This window comes from Colwellia sp. SU-HH01172 (assembly GCF_057553355.1).
In genome coordinates this window covers 238,911-261,307 of the sequence record NZ_BAAJMB010000002.1, presented here as the reverse complement: position 1 = coordinate 261,307, position 22,397 = coordinate 238,911, and the positions used below count along the sequence as shown (strand labels likewise).

General features: G+C 37.0%; 22 protein-coding genes. 20 read left to right on the top strand and 2 right to left on the bottom strand.

Annotated elements, in window-relative coordinates; genetic code table 11:
• Nucleotides 1-170: 170 nt before the first annotated feature.
• A complete protein-coding gene (locus AC27JP_RS08230) occupies nucleotides 171-668 on the top strand; it encodes a helix-turn-helix transcriptional regulator (protein WP_487114373.1) in 498 nt (165 codons plus the stop codon).
• Nucleotides 669-672: 4 nt separating this feature from the next.
• Here the strand turns inward: AC27JP_RS08230 and AC27JP_RS08225 are convergent, their stop codons facing one another.
• Nucleotides 673-1,299, bottom strand: coding sequence for a hypothetical protein (locus tag AC27JP_RS08225; RefSeq protein ID WP_487113908.1), 627 nt, complete (start codon nucleotides 1,297-1,299; stop codon nucleotides 673-675).
• A gap of 421 nt (nucleotides 1,300-1,720) precedes the next feature.
• Between AC27JP_RS08225 and AC27JP_RS08220 the strand changes: the two genes are divergently transcribed.
• The 14 genes from AC27JP_RS08220 to AC27JP_RS08155 all read left to right on the top strand — a co-directional run bounded on the left by AC27JP_RS08220 (nucleotide 1,721) and on the right by AC27JP_RS08155 (nucleotide 14,228).
• A complete protein-coding gene (locus AC27JP_RS08220) occupies nucleotides 1,721-3,376 on the top strand; it encodes a thiol-activated cytolysin family protein (RefSeq protein WP_487113907.1) in 1,656 nt (551 codons plus the stop codon).
• A gap of 98 nt (nucleotides 3,377-3,474) precedes the next feature.
• Nucleotides 3,475-4,449 (top strand): endonuclease/exonuclease/phosphatase family protein, encoded by a 975-nt coding sequence (locus AC27JP_RS08215; RefSeq protein WP_487113905.1) that lies wholly within the window; start codon nucleotides 3,475-3,477, stop codon nucleotides 4,447-4,449.
• A 239-nt stretch (nucleotides 4,450-4,688) separates the two neighbouring features.
• Nucleotides 4,689-5,756 carry an endonuclease/exonuclease/phosphatase family protein gene (locus tag AC27JP_RS08210; RefSeq protein WP_487114371.1) on the top strand — a complete coding sequence of 356 codons (1,068 nt, stop codon included), beginning with the start codon at nucleotides 4,689-4,691 and terminating at the stop codon, nucleotides 5,754-5,756.
• A 119-nt stretch (nucleotides 5,757-5,875) separates the two neighbouring features.
• Entirely contained in the window at nucleotides 5,876-7,174 is a 1,299-nt protein-coding gene (locus AC27JP_RS08205) for a DEAD/DEAH box helicase (RefSeq protein WP_487113903.1), read from the top strand.
• Between the two features lie 169 nt (nucleotides 7,175-7,343).
• Complete coding sequence (gene tehB, locus AC27JP_RS08200; protein ID WP_487113901.1) at nucleotides 7,344-7,907, top strand: tellurite resistance methyltransferase TehB; 564 nt, start codon at nucleotides 7,344-7,346, stop codon at nucleotides 7,905-7,907.
• Between the two features lie 226 nt (nucleotides 7,908-8,133).
• The gene (locus tag AC27JP_RS08195; RefSeq protein WP_487113899.1) at nucleotides 8,134-8,865 is read left to right on the top strand and encodes a hypothetical protein; all 732 of its coding nucleotides are present in this window, start codon (nucleotides 8,134-8,136) and stop codon (nucleotides 8,863-8,865) included.
• A gap of 90 nt (nucleotides 8,866-8,955) precedes the next feature.
• Nucleotides 8,956-9,375: a hypothetical protein gene (locus tag AC27JP_RS08190; protein ID WP_487113897.1), complete on the top strand. Its 420-nt coding sequence runs from the start codon at nucleotides 8,956-8,958 to the stop codon at nucleotides 9,373-9,375.
• Nucleotides 9,376-9,574: 199 nt separating this feature from the next.
• Nucleotides 9,575-10,135: a hypothetical protein gene (locus AC27JP_RS08185; RefSeq protein ID WP_487113895.1), complete on the top strand. Its 561-nt coding sequence runs from the start codon at nucleotides 9,575-9,577 to the stop codon at nucleotides 10,133-10,135.
• A 115-nt stretch (nucleotides 10,136-10,250) separates the two neighbouring features.
• Complete coding sequence (locus AC27JP_RS08180; protein WP_487113893.1) at nucleotides 10,251-10,964, top strand: hypothetical protein; 714 nt, start codon at nucleotides 10,251-10,253, stop codon at nucleotides 10,962-10,964.
• 119 nt (nucleotides 10,965-11,083) lie between these two features.
• A complete protein-coding gene (locus AC27JP_RS08175) occupies nucleotides 11,084-11,560 on the top strand; it encodes a hypothetical protein (RefSeq protein WP_487113891.1) in 477 nt (158 codons plus the stop codon).
• Between the two features lie 79 nt (nucleotides 11,561-11,639).
• On the top strand, nucleotides 11,640-12,620 hold the full coding sequence (locus AC27JP_RS08170) for an acyl-CoA thioester hydrolase/BAAT C-terminal domain-containing protein (RefSeq protein WP_487113889.1): 981 nt from the start codon (nucleotides 11,640-11,642) through the stop codon (nucleotides 12,618-12,620).
• A gap of 85 nt (nucleotides 12,621-12,705) precedes the next feature.
• Complete coding sequence (locus tag AC27JP_RS08165; protein ID WP_487113887.1) at nucleotides 12,706-13,116, top strand: DUF4267 domain-containing protein; 411 nt, start codon at nucleotides 12,706-12,708, stop codon at nucleotides 13,114-13,116.
• Between the two features lie 113 nt (nucleotides 13,117-13,229).
• Nucleotides 13,230-13,679, top strand: a complete 450-nt coding sequence (locus AC27JP_RS08160) for a GNAT family N-acetyltransferase (RefSeq protein ID WP_487113885.1) — start codon at nucleotides 13,230-13,232, stop codon at nucleotides 13,677-13,679.
• 114 nt (nucleotides 13,680-13,793) lie between these two features.
• Nucleotides 13,794-14,228, top strand: coding sequence for a hypothetical protein (locus AC27JP_RS08155; protein ID WP_487113883.1), 435 nt, complete (start codon nucleotides 13,794-13,796; stop codon nucleotides 14,226-14,228).
• A gap of 98 nt (nucleotides 14,229-14,326) precedes the next feature.
• Here the strand turns inward: AC27JP_RS08155 and AC27JP_RS08150 are convergent, their stop codons facing one another.
• A complete protein-coding gene (locus AC27JP_RS08150) occupies nucleotides 14,327-14,995 on the bottom strand; it encodes a class I SAM-dependent methyltransferase (RefSeq protein ID WP_487113881.1) in 669 nt (222 codons plus the stop codon).
• A 245-nt stretch (nucleotides 14,996-15,240) separates the two neighbouring features.
• Between AC27JP_RS08150 and AC27JP_RS08145 the strand changes: the two genes are divergently transcribed.
• The 5 genes from AC27JP_RS08145 (at nucleotide 15,241) to AC27JP_RS08125 (ending at nucleotide 22,364) form a co-directional block, all read left to right on the top strand.
• A complete protein-coding gene (locus AC27JP_RS08145; protein ID WP_487113879.1) occupies nucleotides 15,241-15,615 on the top strand; it encodes a DUF1428 domain-containing protein in 375 nt (124 codons plus the stop codon).
• Nucleotides 15,616-15,891: 276 nt separating this feature from the next.
• Nucleotides 15,892-16,266 (top strand): hypothetical protein, encoded by a 375-nt coding sequence (locus AC27JP_RS08140; protein WP_487113877.1) that lies wholly within the window; start codon nucleotides 15,892-15,894, stop codon nucleotides 16,264-16,266.
• A gap of 60 nt (nucleotides 16,267-16,326) precedes the next feature.
• Nucleotides 16,327-18,336, top strand: a complete 2,010-nt coding sequence (locus AC27JP_RS08135) for a TonB-dependent receptor plug domain-containing protein (RefSeq protein ID WP_487113875.1) — start codon at nucleotides 16,327-16,329, stop codon at nucleotides 18,334-18,336.
• Nucleotides 18,337-18,607: 271 nt separating this feature from the next.
• The gene (locus tag AC27JP_RS08130) at nucleotides 18,608-20,782 is read left to right on the top strand and encodes a hypothetical protein (protein WP_487113873.1); all 2,175 of its coding nucleotides are present in this window, start codon (nucleotides 18,608-18,610) and stop codon (nucleotides 20,780-20,782) included.
• Nucleotides 20,783-21,122: 340 nt separating this feature from the next.
• Complete coding sequence (locus AC27JP_RS08125) at nucleotides 21,123-22,364, top strand: tyrosine-type recombinase/integrase (RefSeq protein ID WP_487113871.1); 1,242 nt, start codon at nucleotides 21,123-21,125, stop codon at nucleotides 22,362-22,364.
• Nucleotides 22,365-22,397: the final 33 nt, after the last annotated feature.

The window sequence follows — 22,397 nt, the reverse complement described above, 5'->3', positions numbered from 1 at the left end:
ATATCGCTGTCAATTTTCGAAACCGCAATCTCAGAAAAAGTCAGCTATTGGCTTAATTGTTACCGGTTTATCAGGTAAAATCATCGCGCATAGGTTGAGTCAATTAACATTTTAAGGTTATGAGACATATGTCTGTTTACATTGTATCATTGCTGAAAAATGAAGGTTTTATGAGAGATAAATTAATAGCGACAATATTATTCGTCATTATGGTTTTAAATGTTTTTGACGTCTTCACAGATATTTCATTGGGTGTGCCGGTTTGGCATATTCTATTCGAAAGCCTTATTGCTATTTTTTCAGGTATTGGCGCCTTGTTCTTAGTTAAAGATATACGCGCGAGAACGTTAAATATCGCAAGGCTCAAGCAAGAATTAGTTATTTCTGATGATAAATTTAAAAACATATCTGATGAAATGAAAAACGCTCGTCATGAATATAGTGAAGTTATTAATAATCAATTCAAACAGTGGTTATTAACGCCAAGCGAACAAGAAGTTGCGATGCTTTTACTTAAAGGCCTAAGCTTTAAAGAAATTGGCAGCGTACGAAATACCAAAGAAAAAACCGTTCGTCAGCAAGCATCAGTAATATATAGCAAAGCGAGTGTTGAAGGCCGACACGAATTTGCGGCCTGGTTCTTAGAAGATTTTATGCAACTCGAGTAAAACGTTAATTCTTCTGAGCTTTCCATTTAAAATAGCTTTCGAATAATTGGCAATTTTCCACGTATTTTTCAGCATTGGGAAAATAAACTTGTTGATAGGCCGATTGAGAGTAAATTAGATATTTTGAACATTGTGCACTCTGTCCAGGACCTAAAACGATAACGGCGCCTTTTTTTAAGTCACAGGAGTTCATCATATCTAATATCGAATATGAAGCACAGATGGCATAATTTTCGCGATAAGCGCCAGTTTTGCCATTTATCTCGCCAAATGTCCACCAATTAGAGAATTGGCCGCCAGGATTAGTCGAATCCCATGCTCGATTGATGTTCACGGGTGCATCGTCAATTTTTCGGTAAACCTGACCATTACATAAACCACCTTTACCTACCGGCAGTATTGCCTGTTCTTCATACTTTTGTGCTTCTTTACCTTGCACTAATTCGAAATGAGCTGCAATGTGTGATGGTAGTACGGTATTCCCTTGACAAGGGAAATTTATCGGTTGTGGATCAGCCTTAACGGCTTGTTTTGCAGGTGGTAGTTCCTTTGAAACAGCGGCGCATCCGCCTAGAATAATGCACAGTGGCAGCGCAACTGCCTGTAATCGTATTTTGTCTCTTGAAATCATGATAAATCCTTATCAATTTTAAAAATCTATTTGAGTTTTTAAATGTCCATAACGTATGTCTTAAATTATTAGCACAAATTAAATTTTTTGCCTGAATGTAAATAATATAAAGGCGGTTTTTTAAATTAAATCGTCGATAGAAAAAAACTTACTGTTGGTAATTAGTATCAGTCATTGAAGCGCTTTGTTTGAGGTGTTTTGAATTAATGTTTTAATTTTTAAGATGTTTAGCTGCCTTAGTCGTTATGGTGCAATCGCACTTTAATGTGATACTAACCAAATACGGCATTTTACCTGATCGTTAACAAGCTTGACTTTTCTGTCATTACTCCCATTTTAGTTGCTTCAGACTATACTTATTCTTTACCCCCGTATGTTGCTATAACCATCAACGAATATGGAAGAAAGCACGAAAGGAATAATGATGAAAGTAATGATGCAATTATCAATAGCCGTTTCTGTTCTTATTATCACCGCCTGTTCAGAGCCTCAAACGGATGATAAAGAGGTAACTCAACCTATCATTCTCAATGCGTTAAATGACGTAGATAATTATTTATTAGCACTGAAACCATGGCAAGAATTATCCCCCACAAAAGCTGATGATGATGGTACGGCAGTAGGGCAGCCAAGTGAAAGTACACATGGGAAATACCAGTGTTCAAATCAGCAATATAGCCTAACTAAAACACCTGATAAGGTGGTGATATTTGATGATAATTCAGCGGCATTATGGCCAGGCTCGGTTATTCAAGGCAAACCTTTTCTCAATGGCCGTTTCGAACAATTACCCATTGCTGACATTGCACCTTTAGCGCTAACGATAGATAAATCGATTCCTCAACCATCGGTTATGGTGGAAAAACCAAGTAAGCAAAGCATGCAAACTGCCATTGCTGAACTTGTAAACCGAGCAAAAGGCGTTGAATTACCTGCGGTGGCTTCTTACCTTTCAAAAGAAATTTACTCAGTAGAGCAATTATTATTAGATTTTAATTTATCGGCAAAATACATTACCCAAAGCGCAAAGGCATCATTACAACTTGATAGCAAAGTAGAAACAAAAACATTTTCTTATTACTTAGTACAAAATATGTTTACGGTTTCTGTTCCCACGCCACGAAAACCAAGCAGTTATTTTAGTAATATTTCAAAGGATGACATTGAAGATCAGCAAGCCATTGGCCGAATAGATCAAGATAACCCACCACTTTATGTTGAAAGTGTCACTTATGGTCGAATATTACTTTTCACCCTAACATCTACGTCATCGCAAACTGAAATCAACGCCGCGCTTGAATACGCATATAAAGGCGGCTCTGAGATAGATGCAGCTTTAAAAGCACGTTACAAAGCCATACTTACCAGTGCGGAAGTGAAAATAGTGCCGTATGGTGGGCCTTGGAAGGAGGCGGCAGAATTAATTAAAACGGCAAATATTCAAAGTTACTTTTCTAGCACTGAGCCACCATTAACAACGGCGGTGCCCATTAGCTATAAGTTAAATGTATTGGCAAATGGAAGTACCGCAAAAGTGACTGAAACGACGAGTTATACCAAAAAATCTTGTCAGATTAAAAAAGCGCCAGCCATTAAAAATAATGCTCACTTTACCTTGCAATATGCCGGTGATAGCCGTTACTTATCAATTGTTAATTGGCGGGCTGTCGGTTTAACCGGTAAATGGCCTTATCCTACACTGCAATTAAAGGCTGTTAAATTGAAATTTAAAGGCAGTGGCGAGCCATTAAAGCATGGCATGAATATTCGCTTTAAAACGACTGAAACTAAGTCACAAAAAAAAGATATCGGCAAATACAATGAGCTTGGTGCCTGGACAGCGAAGCAGAAAGTGTTTTATGCGGCGCCAGAATCAAGTAAAAAGCAGAATTGGATTTTTACCAAAGCTTGTAAAGATAAAGGCAAAAACAAATGTGATAGCCTAATTCGATATGGCGACACTGTGCATATTCGTAGCGAATATAAACCTAAGCAATACTTATGCAACGACAGTTCAGGAAAAAGTATTTATATCGTGACAAAAAAGGCTAAGTGCACATGGAAAATACAGCCTTAACCGCTTCTATTTAATAAATATAGCGAACTAGAGCATAAGCATGATTCTGCAATAAGTTAAGCAAGCTTAGGTTTGTAGCAAGCAACAAGGATGAAAAAATGGCGAGAACTATTAGTTTTGCTTCGTTTAACTTATATAACCTTCAAGCGGTTGGAAAATCGGTTTATGGCACTAAAGTTAGCCAAGCGGCTTATGATGACAAGATAATTTGGACTCGTCATATGCTTGAGAAAATAGACACCGACGTGATCGCATTTCAAGAGCTATGGTCAACATCATGTTTAAAGGATGTTTTTCGCTCAGAAACATTAAGCGATTATTCGCTTCATTATATAAAAGGCAGTTGGCGTGGAATTGCCGTTGCTCTTGCGGTTAGAAAGCCTTGGCGAGTCAAAGCTGAAGGTTTAACGGTTATCAAAAACCTGCCATTTTCACAATTGATTAAAGTTGATGAAAATGATGACGAAGACGATGAGGTGACTGTCGCAATAAATAGATTTTCTAGAAGCATAATAAAAGCCACCATCGAACATTCTCAACATACGAATATTAAAGATATTACGGTATTTGCTTGCCATTTAAAGGCCAAATTACCCAGCAAAGTTAGCAACATTTCTAATCAGTATCAAAATGCAATTGGCGCTGCCATTTCTACCATTCGAAGAACAGCGGAAGCAGCCGCTTTGCGAATGTTGCTGACCGATCATCTGAGCAATGGTGTTAAACCGACTGTAGTGTTGGGTGACTTGAATGATGATCCTAGCAGCAATACATTAGCAATTATCACTGAACAACCCAATATGTCGCTATCTGCTAGGGGAGGTAATACTAGTTTGTACAGTGCTCTGCAATTACAACAACTTAAATCTTTCAAAGATATTTTTTATACGCACGATTACAAAAATCATAAAGATGTTATCGACCACATTCTAGTATCTGAAGAATTTTTTGCAAACTCGTCAAGAGCGAAATGGAAACATAAAGAAACCAAAATATGGAATGATTTTATTGACGATGATGGCGCTTATAGCTCAGATCATGGCATTATCAAGGCAGAATTCAAACATACTTGATGTCATTCGAGATCCAGATTCCTCTTTGTTCAATGCCAACTATAATAATGCAAAAAAAACGGTAGAATGGGCAATGTAAATGCGCTAAGTGTTATTTGCTGTTTTAGTCGCAAGCTAAGTAATTTTTTTATAATTCCTTTCATTAAGGTTTTTTAATTTGATAATTATAATAAACATTCAGGTATAATTATGCGTATTGCTCGTGCGCATAAACCCTTTAACCAAAGAGAACAAAAGAAATTACTCATACATCACCTTCAGTTACTGTCGAAAATACTCAACTTAAAATAGCCACCTTCAATTTATTTAACTACCTTGAGCCACCTAATGCTTTCTATGAGTTCGAACGTATTTACAGTGCAGAACAATGGCAAAAGAAACAAAACTGGATTGTTGATTATTTACAACAGCATCAGCCCGACATTATCGGCTTTCAAGAAGTTTTTAGTGCCAAATCACTACAGTTACTGGTTGCAGAGCAAGGTTATCATTATTTTGCGGTAGTCGATCAACCTCAAGTCATTGACGACTTTATTTATAGAAAACCTGTAGTTGCTATTGCATCGCGCTATCCTATTGTTGAGGTTGCTGCCGTAAAACCCAACATTGAGCTTGCACAAACGTTAGGGTTAACAAGCGAATTTGCTTTTAGCAGAAAAGTAATACGGGCAACTATTGATGTTCCTCATATCGGCAACTGTGATTGTTATGTGGTGCACTTTAAATCTAAGCGTTCAATGATAGAACATGAAGAACAAAAAAATCAGTCTGCAGAAAAAAGCATTATTGAAAGCTTAAAAGCGCAAGTTGCTGGAGGTTGGGGTTCATCCATACAACGGGGCAGTGAAGCAGCATTACTGATGATTGAGATGATAGAGCGGCGCGAAACTAGCGGTAACCCTATGGTATTAATGGGAGACTTTAACAACACCTTAGCAGACGGCGTGTTAAGTCATTTACTGACGAATACCTTACGTTTTGTTTCATCGATTGATCGTGACGCCTATCTAGCGAAGTATTGTTTACATGATGCCTGGGATCTATTTGAAATGGCAAAAATAAATGAAGCTGAAACTGACCAGTTTGAAAAGCTTGAACGTACACCAACACATTACTTTGGCGCCGGTAGTTCAATACTCGACTACATTTTATTGTCATGTGAATTTGATGCCAGCTATCACGACAGTCTTTATCAGGTTAGCGACCATAACACTTACGATAGACACTTAATTAACCCTGTTTTTGAGCGCGATGGTGAAAGTACCGATCACGGTATTGTTTCAGTCACATTAACCTTACGATGCTGATATAAATTTTGACTCAATTCGGTAAAAGCTTTGCTATTAGATCGATTTCACTAACTAAAAATTGCATAAGTAGGCTAAAATAGTCGGCTATTAGTTTCTGCTTTGAGCCCTTTATATCAATGACCTCTGCCACCATGCCAACCAACTTCGAACAGCTTTGCCTTATTTCACCTTTACTAGCTCGATTAACTGAGCTGGAATATAACAAGCCAACACCGATTCAAGCGCAAGCTATTCCAAGTATATTAGTGGGACGAGATTTAATCGCCGGAGCAAATACCGGCTCAGGTAAAACCGCAACATTTGCACTGCCACTATTACAACAACATGCAAAGCATTCGTTAGCTACCGACAACTCAGGTAAAAACAGTAAAGGTAACTATGTCACTGGGTTAATTTTAGTGCCGACACGAGAATTAGCCAGACAAGTTGCTGACAGCATAAAATCTTATGCTGTGCACTTTAATGGCCAAATAAAAATATCAGCTGTTTATGGTGGTGTGTCTGCCAATACCCAAATGCTAGCATTACGTGGTGGCACAGATATTTTAGTCGCAACTCCGGGTCGATTACTTGATTTAATCGCCAGTAATGCAATTAAGCTCGACAAGGTAAAAACCTTAGTGCTTGATGAAGCTGATCGGATGTTAAGCCTTGGTTTTACTGAAGAATTATCTGCACTTTTGGCTTTATTGCCCAAGCAAAAACAAACCTTATTATTTTCAGCAACATTCCCTGAGCAAGTACAAACATTAACGCAAGAGTTACTTAATAACCCCATTGAAATACAAGTACAAAGTGCTGACACCAGTACCTTAGTACAGCGGGTTTTTACCGTAAATAAAGGCGAAAAAACCGCATTACTTGCTCATATGATCAAGCAACATCAATGGCGACAAGTGCTTATTTTTGTGAACGCAAAAAACAATTGTAACCATTTGGCTGAAAAGCTTTCTAAACGTGGCATTATCGCAGAAGTATTTCATGGCGATAAAGGACAAGGGGCTCGTCATCGCGTACTCGATGGCTTTAAAACCGGTGAGATAGATGTACTAATTGCCACCGACATTGCTGCCCGTGGTCTCGACATAGAAAAACTGCCGGTGGTAATAAATTTCGATTTACCAAGAAGTCCTTCAGATTACATGCATCGTATTGGGCGCAGTGGCCGTGCTGGTGAGGTCGGTTTAGCAATATCATTAATTGATCACGAAGATTATCATCATTTTAAAATCATCGAAAAGAAGAATAAAATCAGGCTAGAACGCGAGCAAGTTGCAGGATTTGAAGTTGACGAAGCCATTAATGAAGCGTTAATAGCAGTGAACAAACCTATGGCAAAACCTGAAGGCACGGGTAAGAAAAAACGTAAAAATAAACCAACAGTGAATGCCGATATTTGGTTAAGGAATTCTTAGCCCTTTGTTCACTTGGTTCTATTAAGGTGATGGACTGGCTTAAAAGTCAGAACTTAATGCGTTAAGTGAAAACTTAGATCCGAATAGCCAATGTTGTTGATTTGGGTCAAGTAGCACCAATAACTTAGTAGTAAGATAATGCCCCCAATTCAAAACCTAAGTAGTTATCATGATAGATCTAAATAGCCGTTACGGCTTAAACCCTGCGCATAGTGAAATAGTTGAAGCGTGTAAAGTTATTGAACCGTGCGATACCTTAGATATGGGCTGCTCAAATGGGCGTAATGCTGTTTACCTTGGCCAGCATGGATTTAACGTTACAGCCATAGACGCCAATCCTGGTGCAATTAATATGCTGCAAAGTATTATTAATGAACAAGGTTTTGATAATGTTAAGACAAAAATTTACGATATTAACAATGCCAACCTTGGCCAGAACTACGGTTTTATTTCTTGTACCGTCACCCTAATGTTTATTGACCCAACTCGCGTTGATGCGGTTATTGCTGATATGCAAAACTCTACTTTAGCAGGCGGTTATAACCTCATTGTTTGCGCCATGAACACTGAACAACATCCATGCCCAGCACCATTCCCATTTACCTTAAAAGTAGGGCAGTTGCGCGAAGCTTATCAAGGCTGGGAAATGGTCAAATATAATGAAGATGTTGGTACTATGCACAATGGCGCAAAACTACAGTTTGCAACTATGTTGGCGAAAAAGCCTAGTTAAACAATTTAAGTGGTTCAATACGTTTTACTTAGCGATATATCGAAATCTACATTGGATATTAGTGAGACTTCTCAGTAATTACATTCATTGAACGATAAACTTATAATAGCAATATTTAAGAGATTGAATTTCATATGATATCTGGTAACTTATTGAATATCGAAGTGGCCGTAATTAGTCAGACGTCTACATAATAAGCTGTTATGTTTCTTTGTAAGGGTGGAGTTTGAAAAAATATAATGAGTATTTAGGAGTAATACTAGCCTTGCTACTTTTAAATCTTTGGTACTTATCTTCAATTGCAATTGAGAATAAAGTTCTTCCGGCAAATTTAGAATATTTGTATAAAGCGGTAACCGTTCTAATTGGCGCATTTGTTGGTGCCTTTGCGGCTTTCAAATTGAAGTCAAAAAATGACGAAGAGATAAAGCATACAAAAGAAAAAATGGCGTTGAACAAAGCCATTTTTGTATGTGTAAGGCAGATCAATGCAATTAAAAATATACATAAGGCATTATCTAAATATAACTCTGAATTAGATAGAGGATTTGTGTTACCAGCAATGAAGCCTCCATGTTATGACTATTTGAAATATGATTTCGATGGGCTAGGTTTTTTGCTTGAGGAGCACCCTCAATTAGTCATGGATTTAGTTATAGAGCAAGAGCGGTTTGAACAAGCGTTTAAGTCTATTGAAATACGTAATGAATTTTATATTAATGAGGTAAAACCAGCTTTAAGTGCACTCAATCTAAATGGTAAGCCATTTAGGGTAACTGATTTCTCAAATGCTCTTGGAGAAAGGTTATATGAGGGGGCAATTAACGGAGCTAAAACCATATATTTTCATATAGAGGAAGCAGACAAAAGCATAGTTGAAATTTATGAAAAATTAGAAGCTGTTTCTCGAGAAATTTTCCCTGGAGAGAAGTTTGTTAGGTGGAAAGCAGAAACATAACAGTTGGCTACGTGTCGTTCCGCTACACATTTTAGCCAACAATTATTAGCCCCTTATGCGAGCGTTAGGCATATTGAAAAGTAGGGAAGCATGTTAAAAGCATCGGTGTACTGCGCATGTACAATTACAGTTTTATTCTTTGTTTTTGGTTTTCTCAGAAATCCATCGACTGTTAGCTTTTCATTTGATCTTATTGCGGGTATTTCGATCGGTTCTGTGTTCATTTGGGTTTTGAGCTTTGTATTTTGTTTTGTTTTATTAATGCCACTTTTACCAGTTTTTGAACGTACTTCTTTAATGTTTTCGTTTTTATTATTCGCAATTATTGGTTTTTACATTCCGGCTTGGATAGGTTATTGGTCTAGCACCATTGGTGCGCATGGCGAAACACCTGAACTATACAAAGAAAATAATATTAATGCTTTAGTAACCATTGTCACTTCTGGTTTACTGGGTGCGTTGGGCTCTTTAAGTGCTTGGTATAGTTTAAAGCAAGGTAAAGGAGCTTAATATGCCTAACAAGTCATTAAAGCAGGACAAAAAACAGTTGGTTTTTGGTTTTTGGTTTTAGAGGAGGCTAACAATTTTAATTCGTAAAACACTTATTTTCTTTGTCGTTCTGATTACTAGTTTTGCTAGTAAATTGTATGCTGAAACAATCTCTGTATCACACTGTAAATATATTACGGGAAAAGAAGATATACTCTCCTTGAATATCCCTATTAAAGAAGAGATAGATGCAATATTTTACTGTCCTAGCTCTGAACAGAAAAAATTAACTCTTCACGATGTGGCATTAGCCGTATCTGCTCCGAGCAAAACCCCACGTGGGAACTGTCAGATTACAAAGTATGCCTTAGGAAAAGGTGATTCAACTGATAAATATCTATGGTCATCTGCAATTGGTAATGCTTGCCCCCGAATAAATGAAAATGAATACGTATCATTGTATTACCTTCCTAGTGAATACAATAAGGATCTGTTCTTTGATAATTTAACGAACTTCATATCAAAACTAAACGCCAATGAATTTGAATTAATTAACCGAATTCCTTTTTACTCTTTATGGTTTTGTTCGGACTGTAAGGAGTTTATAAATGCTGTCCCTAATTCAAAGTTTGTTGTTATTAGCGTAGGTTCAAGTATCAATGATCCATTTAGTATTTTTGTATCATCTAAAGAAACCCCACATATCCGTTGGATATTACATCTTTCTGTTGAAAATACGGGTTTATTTATAAACAATGTTGTAAAGTATGTTGGGTATTAAATATGCCTAACAAGTTAATTATTAAGGACAAAAAAACAGTTTGCTGTTTTTGTTCCTCAACATTTTAGCAAACAATTTTTGCCTGTTAATGTGGCGTTATAATTTTAGGATCTATATGCATTTTATCAGACTAATTATTATTTTTATCATTACGGCCGCTCTTGTGGGGTGTAACCTAACTCCGCAAAAGCACGGAGGCTATATTCCTGAAGAAATAAATATTTTAGATATCAATATTAACGTCATTGATTACACGCCAAATGATTTAAGTCTTTTAGTAGGGGACCGTCCTATAGCTAATAGCTCATTTGTTATATCAAATTTTGCAAATGTACCAGACTTCGAACCTGGTATGGCTGGTGCTCTAGGTGTATTAGCTTTGGACTCAAATTATGAAATTCACTTACCTGAAAAATTAGAAGAACATCTAGCTACAAAATTTAATTTGTCGGAAGTATTGTTCACTGAACTGGTGTCACCTTCAGAATATTCATCAATAAAATTCAATGGGCCTAAAAGTGAGATTAATGAATTAATTCTAGAGTCATATGCATTAATTAACATAACTGAAAATGGAGTGGTTTTTAACCCGCAAATTATTGCTTCTTTATATGATAATCATGGGAAGTTTATTTGGCAAAATCACTATGGATTTCCTAGTAAAGTCAAAACTTGGAAAGAATGGTCAGATCGAGCCCTCAATGATTTCTTTATAGCTGCATATAAACAATTAGCTATTCAGCTAAGAACCAATTTGAATGGCGAGATTTATCATCATAAGATTATCCCAGTTCCAGTTATAAAACTGAATTTACCGGAAGTGCTATAAAATTATAACAAGCTGTTCAAACGGGACAAATAACAGTTGTTTTTTCGTCCCTCAATGTTATAGCCAACAAATTTAGACCCTTAACAGGGCGTTAGGCATATCATTACAAGGAGGTGAAAGTGGGAATAGTTAGTTATTATATTAAGAATATTGTTAGAACAAACCTATTTTGGTTTTCTCTCTTTTTATACCTGCTATCGCTGCTAAATATTTCTATTATTTCACCTCAGTCGGGTGAGGAATTTCGAGGGTATGAGCTTTTATTTCTTGGTTTAATACAAACTTACTTCGGGCTTGTCACTTTTAATATATTGTCAGCTTTACCTTGGTTGGCAAATATATCTATGCTTTTAACTTATATCTTTATGTATTCAAAGCAAAGTAATAATTTTTGTTTAGCTTTAGCTGTTTTTGGCACGTTTTGTACTCTATCTTTTTTATTCAGTCCTTATGCTATGCTGGGGCAAGATATGAGGCTGATAAAGGTCAAGGCTAGTAGTGGCGCATATTTGTGGGTTATTGCATCTCTTTTATTGTTGTTCTCAGCATTGTTCGCCCAAGAAATGCCTAACAAGTCACTCAAGCAGGACAAGTAACAGTTGGCTGTTTGCTCCATCGCCGCTTATTTTAGCCAACTATATTTTGCCCATTAACAGTGCGTTATATCGAATGTCCATGTATGGAGTACTTAAAAAGATGATTGGGATTAATTTGGATTTAATAACAGTCTGGAAATATTTCGTCTGTTTTGTATTATTAATAACCCAAGCGTATGTTGCAGCTGAAGAGTCGAATGTTCGATACCAAACAATTGAAAATAACCAACTGGTTGGGCGGTTATGGTTACCCGATACTGACAAGCTAAGTCCCTCTGTTTTACTTCTCGGTGGCTCAGGCGGGGGATACGAAAACCAAGATGCTGAGTGGCTTTCATTATCCGGTTTTGTTGTTCTTAATGTTCGCTATTTTGGTTCTAAAGATTTACCAGAAAATTTAGTGAATGTACCAATTGAATATTTTAATACCGCAGTAAGTTGGTTGGATAATCATAAACGAGTAAAGAAAGGTGCTATCGGAATATTTGGTCACTCTAAAGGAACCGAAGCAGCTATTTTAACCTCCTATTATAATCCATTAGTAAAAGCGGTAGTTGTAAGATCACCAAGCTCTGTTGTCTGGGCGGGCCCTGGCTGGGCAGGCTTTAATGAATCTTCATGGTCATGGGGTGGTGAAGCTCTTGATTATCATAGCGTTGGATTAATTGATGGAGCAGTTTGGTTATCACGTATAATACGTGATAAAAAGCTTATCAAAACTCGTCAGATGTTTGAAAATGCTTTGGACGATAAAAATTCAGTTAACTCAGCTATGCTTCCAGTAGAAAATATTAATGCTAATTTATTGTTACTTTCAGGAAAAGATGATCAACAATGGCCTAGTACAACCATGGCTGATACGTTAGTTTCAATTTTGGATGATTCAAATGTTGACTTTAACTATAAACATATTGCATTCGACAACGCAGGTCATCGTCCCGGGCGTTTATCTGAAAAAAATGATACTTTCGCAAATGGTGGCACAGTTCAGGGAAATATTGAGGCTCACAAACGAACCAAAACTGTAGTCAAAGAGTTCTTTGATAAAAATCTAAAATGACATTGGTAACTACAGTAATATTTCGGTATAACAAGACATTAAAGCGCGACTAAAAACAACGGGCTTTTCTATAATTCAGGTGAATATGGATATTATGACGAATAAAAGTACTAAGTTAGAAAAACTAGGTTTTGTATTAATCGCACTCATAGTTCTGTTACAGGGTTTCTATGGTACTTTTGCCCTCATAGACCCGACGATGTTTTCTGTTGTTAGAGGCACTGAACTTTTTGCCGATATGGATGCTGATTGGGTGAAGATATATGGTTCGCGTACAATCTTCATTACCTTTATTTTTGGATATCTTTTATATACTCGAAATTATGTTGTTTTGATGTGGGGCGCATTGTTTGCGGTTGTTATGCCAATTACAGATGGGTTACTTGCATATGAAGCCCAAGCACCATTTAAGGTTGTTGCTAAGCATATTGCCACTATTTTATACTTATTAATCATATTCTTTGTCTTAAAGAAGGTTGTTGCCAACAAAGGCTAACAAGCCGTTCTAGAAAGACTTTTAACGGTTGGTTCGGTTCCGTTTCGTATACCTTTAGCCAACCACGATTTTCCCTTAACAGGGCGTTAGGTAACAGGGAGTATTATTTAACTATGGCAATTAGCCTGAGAGAAGTTACTAAAGATAATTGGGAAGATATTATCTTACTAGAAATAACCAAAGAACAAGAAGAGTTTGTTGCTTTAAATGCGGAATCAATCGCCGGTTCTAAATTTAACGAACACTATGTTAATCGAGCAATCTATTTTAATGAAGAACCTGTTGGCTTTATCCAATACTTTCCTAATTATGAAGAGGATAAGCCAAATGAAATTTATATTGATCAATTCATGATCGATGTGCCGCATCAAGGGAAAGGCTATGGCACGCAAGCAATTAAGTTAGCTCTCGATGAAATCAAGCTACGTGAAGATTGTAAAGCTATTTCAATATGCTACGTTGAAGGACATGATGTAATGAAAGGCTTTTTTGAGCGCTTTGATTTTAGTGTTGTTGAGCAAGATGAGTTTGATGAAACTATTATGGTGCTCAATGTTGCCTAATAAGGGTTTTTAAGTCGGATAAATAACAGCGCTTGTTCTGTTTCGCTTCGCTAGACAATTTAGCAAACTATTTTCAGTCCCTTAATGGACGTTACAAATATAAAGGATGGTTCAATGAAATTATTAAGTGTATTAGTTCTATTTGTTACTTTTCAAGTATCTGCATTTAGCAATGATGGCGTTGCTGTACATATTCTACCCGATAAGTTAGTTCTATCAAGCAGCTGTGTAGCTAGGGCTGATATTCAGTCTCAAGAATTTTCACTTTTATACGCTTGTAAAGATTCACGAAATACAATGTATTTTTATAATTTTCGTTTAAATGATGTTGATTTGGTCGCTGAGTTTAAGAAAGATTCAACTGATGTTGTAGTCAATAAAAGCCAATTTAAGTCTTATACTCTTTATGAATTATCGGCTAAAAACGCAGATAATAAGCCAATAAAATTTGTTTCCTATTGTACAAAAGAGTTATGCCTTGATTTAGTGAGTGATGATGAGTATGAAAAATCAATTCAAGATTCGATAACGTCTCAATTACGAGGCTAATATTCTTAGCATTAACTTTGAAACGGGACTGCTAACAGTTGGTTAGGTTCTGCTTCGTTCACAGTTAACCAACTACATTTAACGCTCTTAACAGGGCGTTAAATGTCTTTTGGATCACGATAATATCTTAAAATATGCCCCTTGAAATTTTCCTTCAAATAATCGGTATGTTCAGGTTTTTTATGATCACTTTTAAAGCCTTGTTCCGTCATTTTTGAGCTAAGTTTATTTTTTCTACCTCTTCCTGGGTCAACAATTATAATTTCACTTTTTGGTAGGGTGTGTTTTTGTATGAATTGGGCTAATAAAGAAACATGCAAATCTTCGTACAACAAATCACTGCCAACGATCAAATCAAACAAACCTAGTTCACTTGTGTCATCAGCCCAATCAACACGATCAAACGCAATGTTTCTTCCACTGTTGAGTTGTATGTTTCGGTCTAGAAATAATTTTACTTCTGGGTGGTAATCGGTAGCTGTAATATCAGCTTTCCGTTCATTTAATAATAGGCTTGTAAGAGCCATTCCACACCCAATTTCTAAAATTCGTTTACCTTTTATATCAAAGTCCATCATGTGGTGGGCTAGGACAAGACTAGACGGCCAAATGATACCAAAAATTGGCCAAGTAGCTGACGAAATACCTAGATTAAGTGCTGTACTTTTAGGGTCTGAAAATTGTTGTTTATCACGTAGAGTGCATAAGTGTATATCGTTGTTACCAATTTCGATGGTACGATAGCGTATGCGTAATGGCACTGTCATGTATATCCTAGGTAAATTAGCAAAGCTAAGTCACCTTTATGGCTATAAATGACGAAACAAATGAGCCATTTAAACTACACTAATTCCAGAGTTATACAAGTGATTTAGTAAGTCATTTCAACGGCACTTAACAATAATTTAAAGCGGGCGGCTGCAGTTTGCTCTGTTTCGCTTTGATACACAGTGGGCTGTTAATTGGGCGTTATACGGCTGAAGCTTTATTCAATAATGCTATAGGAGAAGCTATGACTAATTACATTGATGGATTCGCCTTTCCTATTTCTCGCGATCACCTAAACGAATACCGGCTTCTTTCTGAAGCGGTTGCGAAGATTTGGAAGCAGCATGGTGCACTTGAATACCATGAATACTTCGGTGATGATATGAAACTTGAAGGCACACGCTCGTTCACTGACGCTGTAAAGGCACAGAAGAATGAAGTCGTAGTGTTTGGTTGGGTAGTTTTTGATTCTCGTGAGGCACGCGATCTGGCAAATGAGAAGGTCGCGGCTGATCCAAGAATGGTGGATTTGGTTAATGCATCGAATTCAGGGTTTAATGCTGAGCGAATGGTGTACGGTGGCTTTCAGGCGCTCTCTTCTAACGGAAACTCCGCATAACAAGAAATTCAAAAACTGATTAACTTATTTATATCAATAAGGTAAAAACACCTGTTAAGGTTAAGGGCAAGTCCGATCCGTTATTAAACTGACAACTACAGATGATGGCAAAGCAATAGGCAACAATGCTTTCGACAAAGCAGATATTATAGTTAGCAACCTCCTTAACTGTTTGTAGCAAAAAGTAAAATAAAATGATTATAAACCGACCAAGGATTATTCACATCCCATATAGAAACTCTTATAATACCGCGCGGATTGTATTTAGAGGTTTATATGTTTAAAGCTGCTTCAAAAGTGTTAGTTATAGCGGTAATGCTTGTTGCTTTTGTTGGACAAGCATTAGCCTTTAATACCGCTATGCCTTGCGAAACTTCAGTAGACGCTATTTCCCTCGATGTTAAAGAACTAGAAAAACATTTAGATTCAAACCAAATAGATACAGACAGCTTAGAAGATTGCTGTGGTATTGAATGTTGTGACCTTGGTTGCACTTGTATTGCCAATGCGTGTTCATCATTTGTCTATTTTAATACTGAAGTTTATGCCACTAAAATAGGCACTTTAAGTGAAGTTATTAATAACCACCCGGCTGCGCAACCTAAAGCTATTGCTGCATTACTCTATCGTCCTCCCATCTTTACCTCATAAGAACTTAGTACGCCTGAAATTCAATACCAATAATAATACCAAGTAATACCTGAGGTAAAAATGTTTAAAAAGTCTTTAAAAATGGCCGTAGCAATACTGCTAATACCCGCGTTTGCATACGCTAATGAAAATAACGATGAACATAAGAACGAACATGATCACCATGAAGAGAAAGAACATCATGAACATAGCGATAACAATATTGAAAAAATTCAAGTAAGGGCTTCTCGTTTAGGTCGTATTGTTACTCAATCGGCAACACGTACAGAAATAATTAACGGTGAAGAAATACAAGAAAAAGCACTGATGCGCCCTGGTAATATTTCTATGTTAGTGGCTGAAACGGGTGGTGTTAGAGTGCAAACTACATCGCCAGCTTTAGGAAGTGCTAACATCAGATTGCAAGGGCTTTATGGTCGCTATACACAGTTATTAAGTGATGGTTTACCTTTATACGGCGGGCAAACCGCTTCAATTGGTTTATTGCAAATTCCGCCGACAGATCTTGCCAATGTTGAAATAATTAAAGGCTCCGCTTCCTCTCTTTATGGTGGCTCTGCACTGGGTGGGGTAATAAACCTAATTTCACGCACGCCCTCTGATGAATATGAAGGAGAAGTGTTGGTGAATGCGACCTCTAAAAACGGTCAAGATATTACCTCCTATTTTGCATCTCCGCTAACGAGCGACTTAAGTGCGTCAATGACAGCTGGCATTCATCACCAAGCAGAGCAAGATTTAGATGACGATGGCTGGGCCGATATGGCAGGCTACGAAAGGGCTAGTGTGCGACCTCGCTTTTATTGGCAAGACGACGATGGTGCAAACCTTTACGTTACCTTGGGGGCAATGAAAGAACAAAGAAACGGCGGCACTTTAGGCGATGCGACATTACCAGATGGTAATCAGTTTCCGCAAACACAGGACACCCTTAGAAGTGATTTGGGCTTTATATACGACCAACCATTAGGCGAGGTTATGAATATAAATGTCCGTGGCTCGGCAATGAAGCAAGATCACGAACATGAATTTGGTGCTGTTAAAGAGGACGATAACCACGAAAGTTACCTGATTGAGTCGAGCTTATCAGGGTATTCTGATCAAACGGCATGGGTAATTGGCTTAGCGCATCAATCTGAAAAGTTTGAGTCTGATACTTTCCCAGCATTTAATTATTCCTATCAAACGCCGGGGCTATTTTCCCAACTTGAGTATGAAGTAAGTGATGATATTTCCACGTCGCTTAGTGCACGCACAGATTGGCATAGTGAGTACGGTACGCAGTTCAGCCCGCGTATTTCATTATTGTACAGTCCAGAAAACTGGACTGTTAGGGCAGCATATGGACAAGGTTTTTTCGCGCCAAGTCCCTTTATTGAAGGCATTGATGAGGCGGGTTTATCTCGCCTTGCTCCGCTAGAAAATCTTGTTGAAGAACAAGCATCTACGGCTTCTATAGACATCAGTTATGTGTTGGGTAGCGTAGAAACTAGCCTAACATTATTTGCGTCAGATATTGATAACGTTACTGAGTTAGAAAGCATTGACGGTGTTGATGAAGCTTCAAGTAAACAAGTGCGCATTGTTAATGCTACTGGCGAAAGTAAAATTAGCGGTGCTGAATTATTGTTACGCTATCGCTGGCAAGAGATTAAATTTACAGGTAGCTATTTATATACAGACGCCACTAAAGAGGGTGATTCAGGTTTTGGCCGAGTCCCTTTAGCACTAACGCCGCAACATTCTGCTGGCCTTGTGGTAATGTGGGAAGAGCATGGTAGTCATTTATTAGGGTTTGAAGCTTATTATACTGGGACGCAACGCCTTGAGAATAATCCGTATCGCGAACGAAGCGATCCTTATTGGCACTTAGGGTTGTTAGGTCAAATTACTATAGGAAAAATCAGTTATTTTGTTAATGCCGAAAACTTGTTAAATGTGCGACAAACTAAAGAAGATTCTTTAGTGTTGCCTGAACAAGCAGCTAGCGGTAGATGGACAACAGATATTTGGTCAAGAAATGATGGCTTTACCGTTAACGCGGGCATTCGTTTTCAATTTGGTGGCTAAAACCTATGTTAAGTTAAAACATTATTAGTTGGGCTATATTTATTAATTTTTAAGTACTAGTTTAGTTATTTTTAGCTATATCCCAACTCAAAATAAGAAGCCTGCTATTGATCTACAATAATAAGCTCAGGGTGTTCTGTTCATCAACACTCTAGGCTAAAAGTTAGCATCAATTGATACAGGTCAACAGCAGCAATGAGCGTACAAAGATATAATAAATAAAGTCACAGAAATTAAGGAACAGCTTTAAAAGTTGATAACAAGGAACCCTATGAAACTTAAATTAGCCTTAGAAAATTGCTACGGTATAAATCAGTTAAATAAAGAGTTTAATTTCACAAAGTCATCAAGTAACGATGGTGTAAATTCACTATATGCGCCAAATGGCACGCTGAAGACATCACTTGCTAAAACCTTTATCGATGTCGTCAATGAAGAGGAAACCAAAGATTTAATCTTTCCTGACCGTAAGACTAAAAGAGATATCACCATTAATAATGTTGCAGTCACTCCTGAACAAATAATGGTGATTGAATCATACAATGAAAGTTATAGTTCTAAGCAACTTTCAACACTGCTTGTAAACGATACGTTGAAGAAACAATACGATACTACGTTAAAAGAAGTTGATGAAAAACGCACAGCGCTGGTTAAAGCAATAGCAAAGCCAGCAGGTAAAAAAGGCGTTGCTATCAATGCTTTTCCTAAATTAATTTGTGAAGTTTTTGGTAAACCTGAAAAAGCCTTCTTAGAGTTACTAGCAGAGCTACATCAAGAAACAATACCAGACTACAGTAGCTATATAGCTTATAAGTTTGGTGACTTATTTAACGATAAAGTATTAGCGGTAATTGCTAAAGGTGACTTTGCAAAAGAGTTATCCGATTACGTTGATACTTACGATAAACTAATTGAGCAATCAACCGTTTTAACAAAGAGCTTCAATCATCAAAAAGCCGGTACCGTTTCTAAAAGTCTTGGCGATGCTGATTTTTTTAAAGCGAAGCACAGTGTTAATATATCAGTAGATGGTGAGCCTAAGTTAGCTAAAGATATAGACGAGCTAAATGCAATATTGCAAGCTGAACAAGAGAAAGTACTTAATAGCGATGACCTAAAGCAGCAATTTGCAAAAATTGACGATAAGTTAAAAACAAAAGATACCGCAGCATTCCGAGATTTTATTACCGAAAACCAAGCGTTACTCACAGACTATCAAGATATTTCACAATTCAAAAAGACCGTTATAAAAAGCTACTTACAAGCACAACAAAGTTTATGGGATGACTTAATAACGACATACCAACAAAGCCAAACAGTAGTTGAAGGTATTATTCAGCAAGCTAAAACAGAACGAACCACTTGGGAAACAGTAGTTACTACATTTAATGAACGCTTTGCTGTACCGTTCAAATTAAGTGTAAATAATCAAGATGAAGTAATTTTAAATAACCAAGCACCAACCATTCAATTTGAGTTTAATGATAGGCGTAGTGCTCCAAAAACAGTAAACCAAGCAAGCTTAATTGAAGCGCTTAGCCAAGGTGAAAAGCGTGCGCTTTATATATTGAACGTTCTGTTTGCGGTTGAAATAAAAAAGAAGCAAGCAGTGGCAACTATTATTGTTATTGATGATATTGCCGATTCGTTTGACTACAAAAACAAGTATGCCATTGTTGAATATTTACAAGAAATTTCAGGAATAGATAAATTCCATCTGTTTTCACTTACTCATAATTTTGATTTTCACCGAATTATAAGCAGTAGAGTGGGTGTGAGGCGTAATAACAGATTAATGGCGACTCGTTGTGTTGATACAACAGATATATCCCAAGAAAGATATCAAAATGATGTTTTTTCTGCATGGAAACAAGAACTAGCAACCAATACCGGTTACTTATTAGCAAGTATTCCATTTGCACGTAATATAGCTGATTACTGTGGCTATGAAGCACACTACACAACATTAACTTCTTTACTGCACATAAAACCTGATACCAGTGATATAAAGGTATCCCATCTTGAAAGCATCTATAAAGACATTTTTGCAGACCAACAAGACTTAGTTTTACCGAATCAAGAAAATATATTAAAAGATATGATTTATGCTAAAAGCGAAGATTTACTGCGAGGCAATAAAGATGCTATAGAGTTGGAAAATAAAGTGATATTAGCAATAGCTATTAGGCTAAAAGCTGAAGAGTATATGATAAGTCGAATTAACGATAGTACATTCGTTGTGGCTATAACCAAAGATCAAACCAGAAAACTATTTAATAAATATTCTGAGTTATTTCCAAACGAGTTAACAACTAAGGCTTTACTTGACCAGGTAAACCTGATGACGCCAGAAAACATTCATCTTAACTCATTTATGTACGAACCCATTTTAGATATGTCTGCTCACAGGCTATACGAACTGTATGCATACATAAAACAATTATAAAATGATGAATAACGTAACGTGAAATTTACGAGGAAATATAAGCAAAAATAAATTTCATGCACGTAGCGTTACGTAAAATAGGATCTAGTTGTTAACTTGCAAACAGTAAAATGTCAGTAAGTTAAAACATTAATTACTTTAACTAATTCAATAAGATGAATTACCAGTGAAAGCTGGATCCGATCCAGTTCTTAATTTGGATTAACAACATGATGACAAGGTAAGTACGCTCCCTACGAATACACCTCACTATGTCCGATACTCTTCAGTATTGGACATAGTATACGTAATGCATTAAACTAACTTCATTCCAATATTGATACTCAGAATTCAAAATAATATGTTGTTAAATAAGCCTGTTCCTTTATTCCCACCATACCTTGATTTGTGCGAATTCGATCTTGAAGATTATCCTGAGCTAAATGAAATATTCTCTGCAAATGAGGCTTGGTGGCTTGAGCAATTTAACTGGGGAAAAGTTTTCCTTACCTATATAGGTCGTAATAAATCTGAACATACTTATGACCGTTTTAGAAATGACGTTGAACGTTTTCTTTTATGGGCGTTTATCGAAAAACAAAAACCGATCGATCAATTACGTAAATCTGACTTTCTTGAATATGCTGACTTTTGTTGGCAGCCACCAGTTCATTGGATTGGCACGTCAAACCAAGAACGTTTTAAAATTGCCAATGGATATTCATCAGCTAATGAACATTGGTTTCCATTTAAAATTCAAGCGCCTAAAAGTCTAAAATCTCAATATGTTGTTGATAAGAAAAAATATCGACCATCACAGCAAACGCTTACGTCAATGTTTACCGCTATTATCGCTTTTTACAATTACTTAATGTCTGAGGATTATTGCGTTGGTAACCCCGCACAAATTGCTAAAAAAGATTGTCGTCACTTTATCATTGACTCACAAGTTAAAGAAATCAAACGCTTAACCGCTAGCCAATGGCAATATGTTTTAGATACCGCTGTGGAAATGGCTGATGAGAACCCTATTTTTGAACGTAATTTATTCGTTATTGCCGCCTTAAAAACCCTATTTTTGAGGATTTCTGAGCTATCTGAACGACCAAATTGGTCGCCAGTTATGAGCAATTTTTGGCAAGATGAGGATGAAAACTGGTGGCTTAAAGTGTTTGGTAAAAGTAGAAAACTGCGTGATATTACTGTGCCTATTGATTTTCTGCCGTTTTTAGAGCGTTATCGTACTTCTCGTGGTTTATTGGGTTTACCAGCAAGTAATGAAAACTCGATTCTTGTTGAAAAAGTTCGTGGCCAAGGCGGCATGACTTCACGCCATTTAAGGCGTTTAGTACAAGCCGTTTTTGATCAAGCCTATGAAAATATGAGAGTTTCTGCTGTTGCTAATAAAGCACTAAAACTCAAAGAAGCCTCCTCACATTGGCTACGCCATACTGGTGCTAGTATGGAAATTGAACGTGGCCGCCCTCTTAAAGATATTTCTGAAGACCTTGGCCATGCCAGTATGGCAACAACCGATACGGTTTATGTACAAAGTGAAAACAAAAAACGTGCAGAAAGTGGTAAACGTCGAAAAGTAGATTAATTTCAGTACTATACTAAGTACCTAAACTAGCTA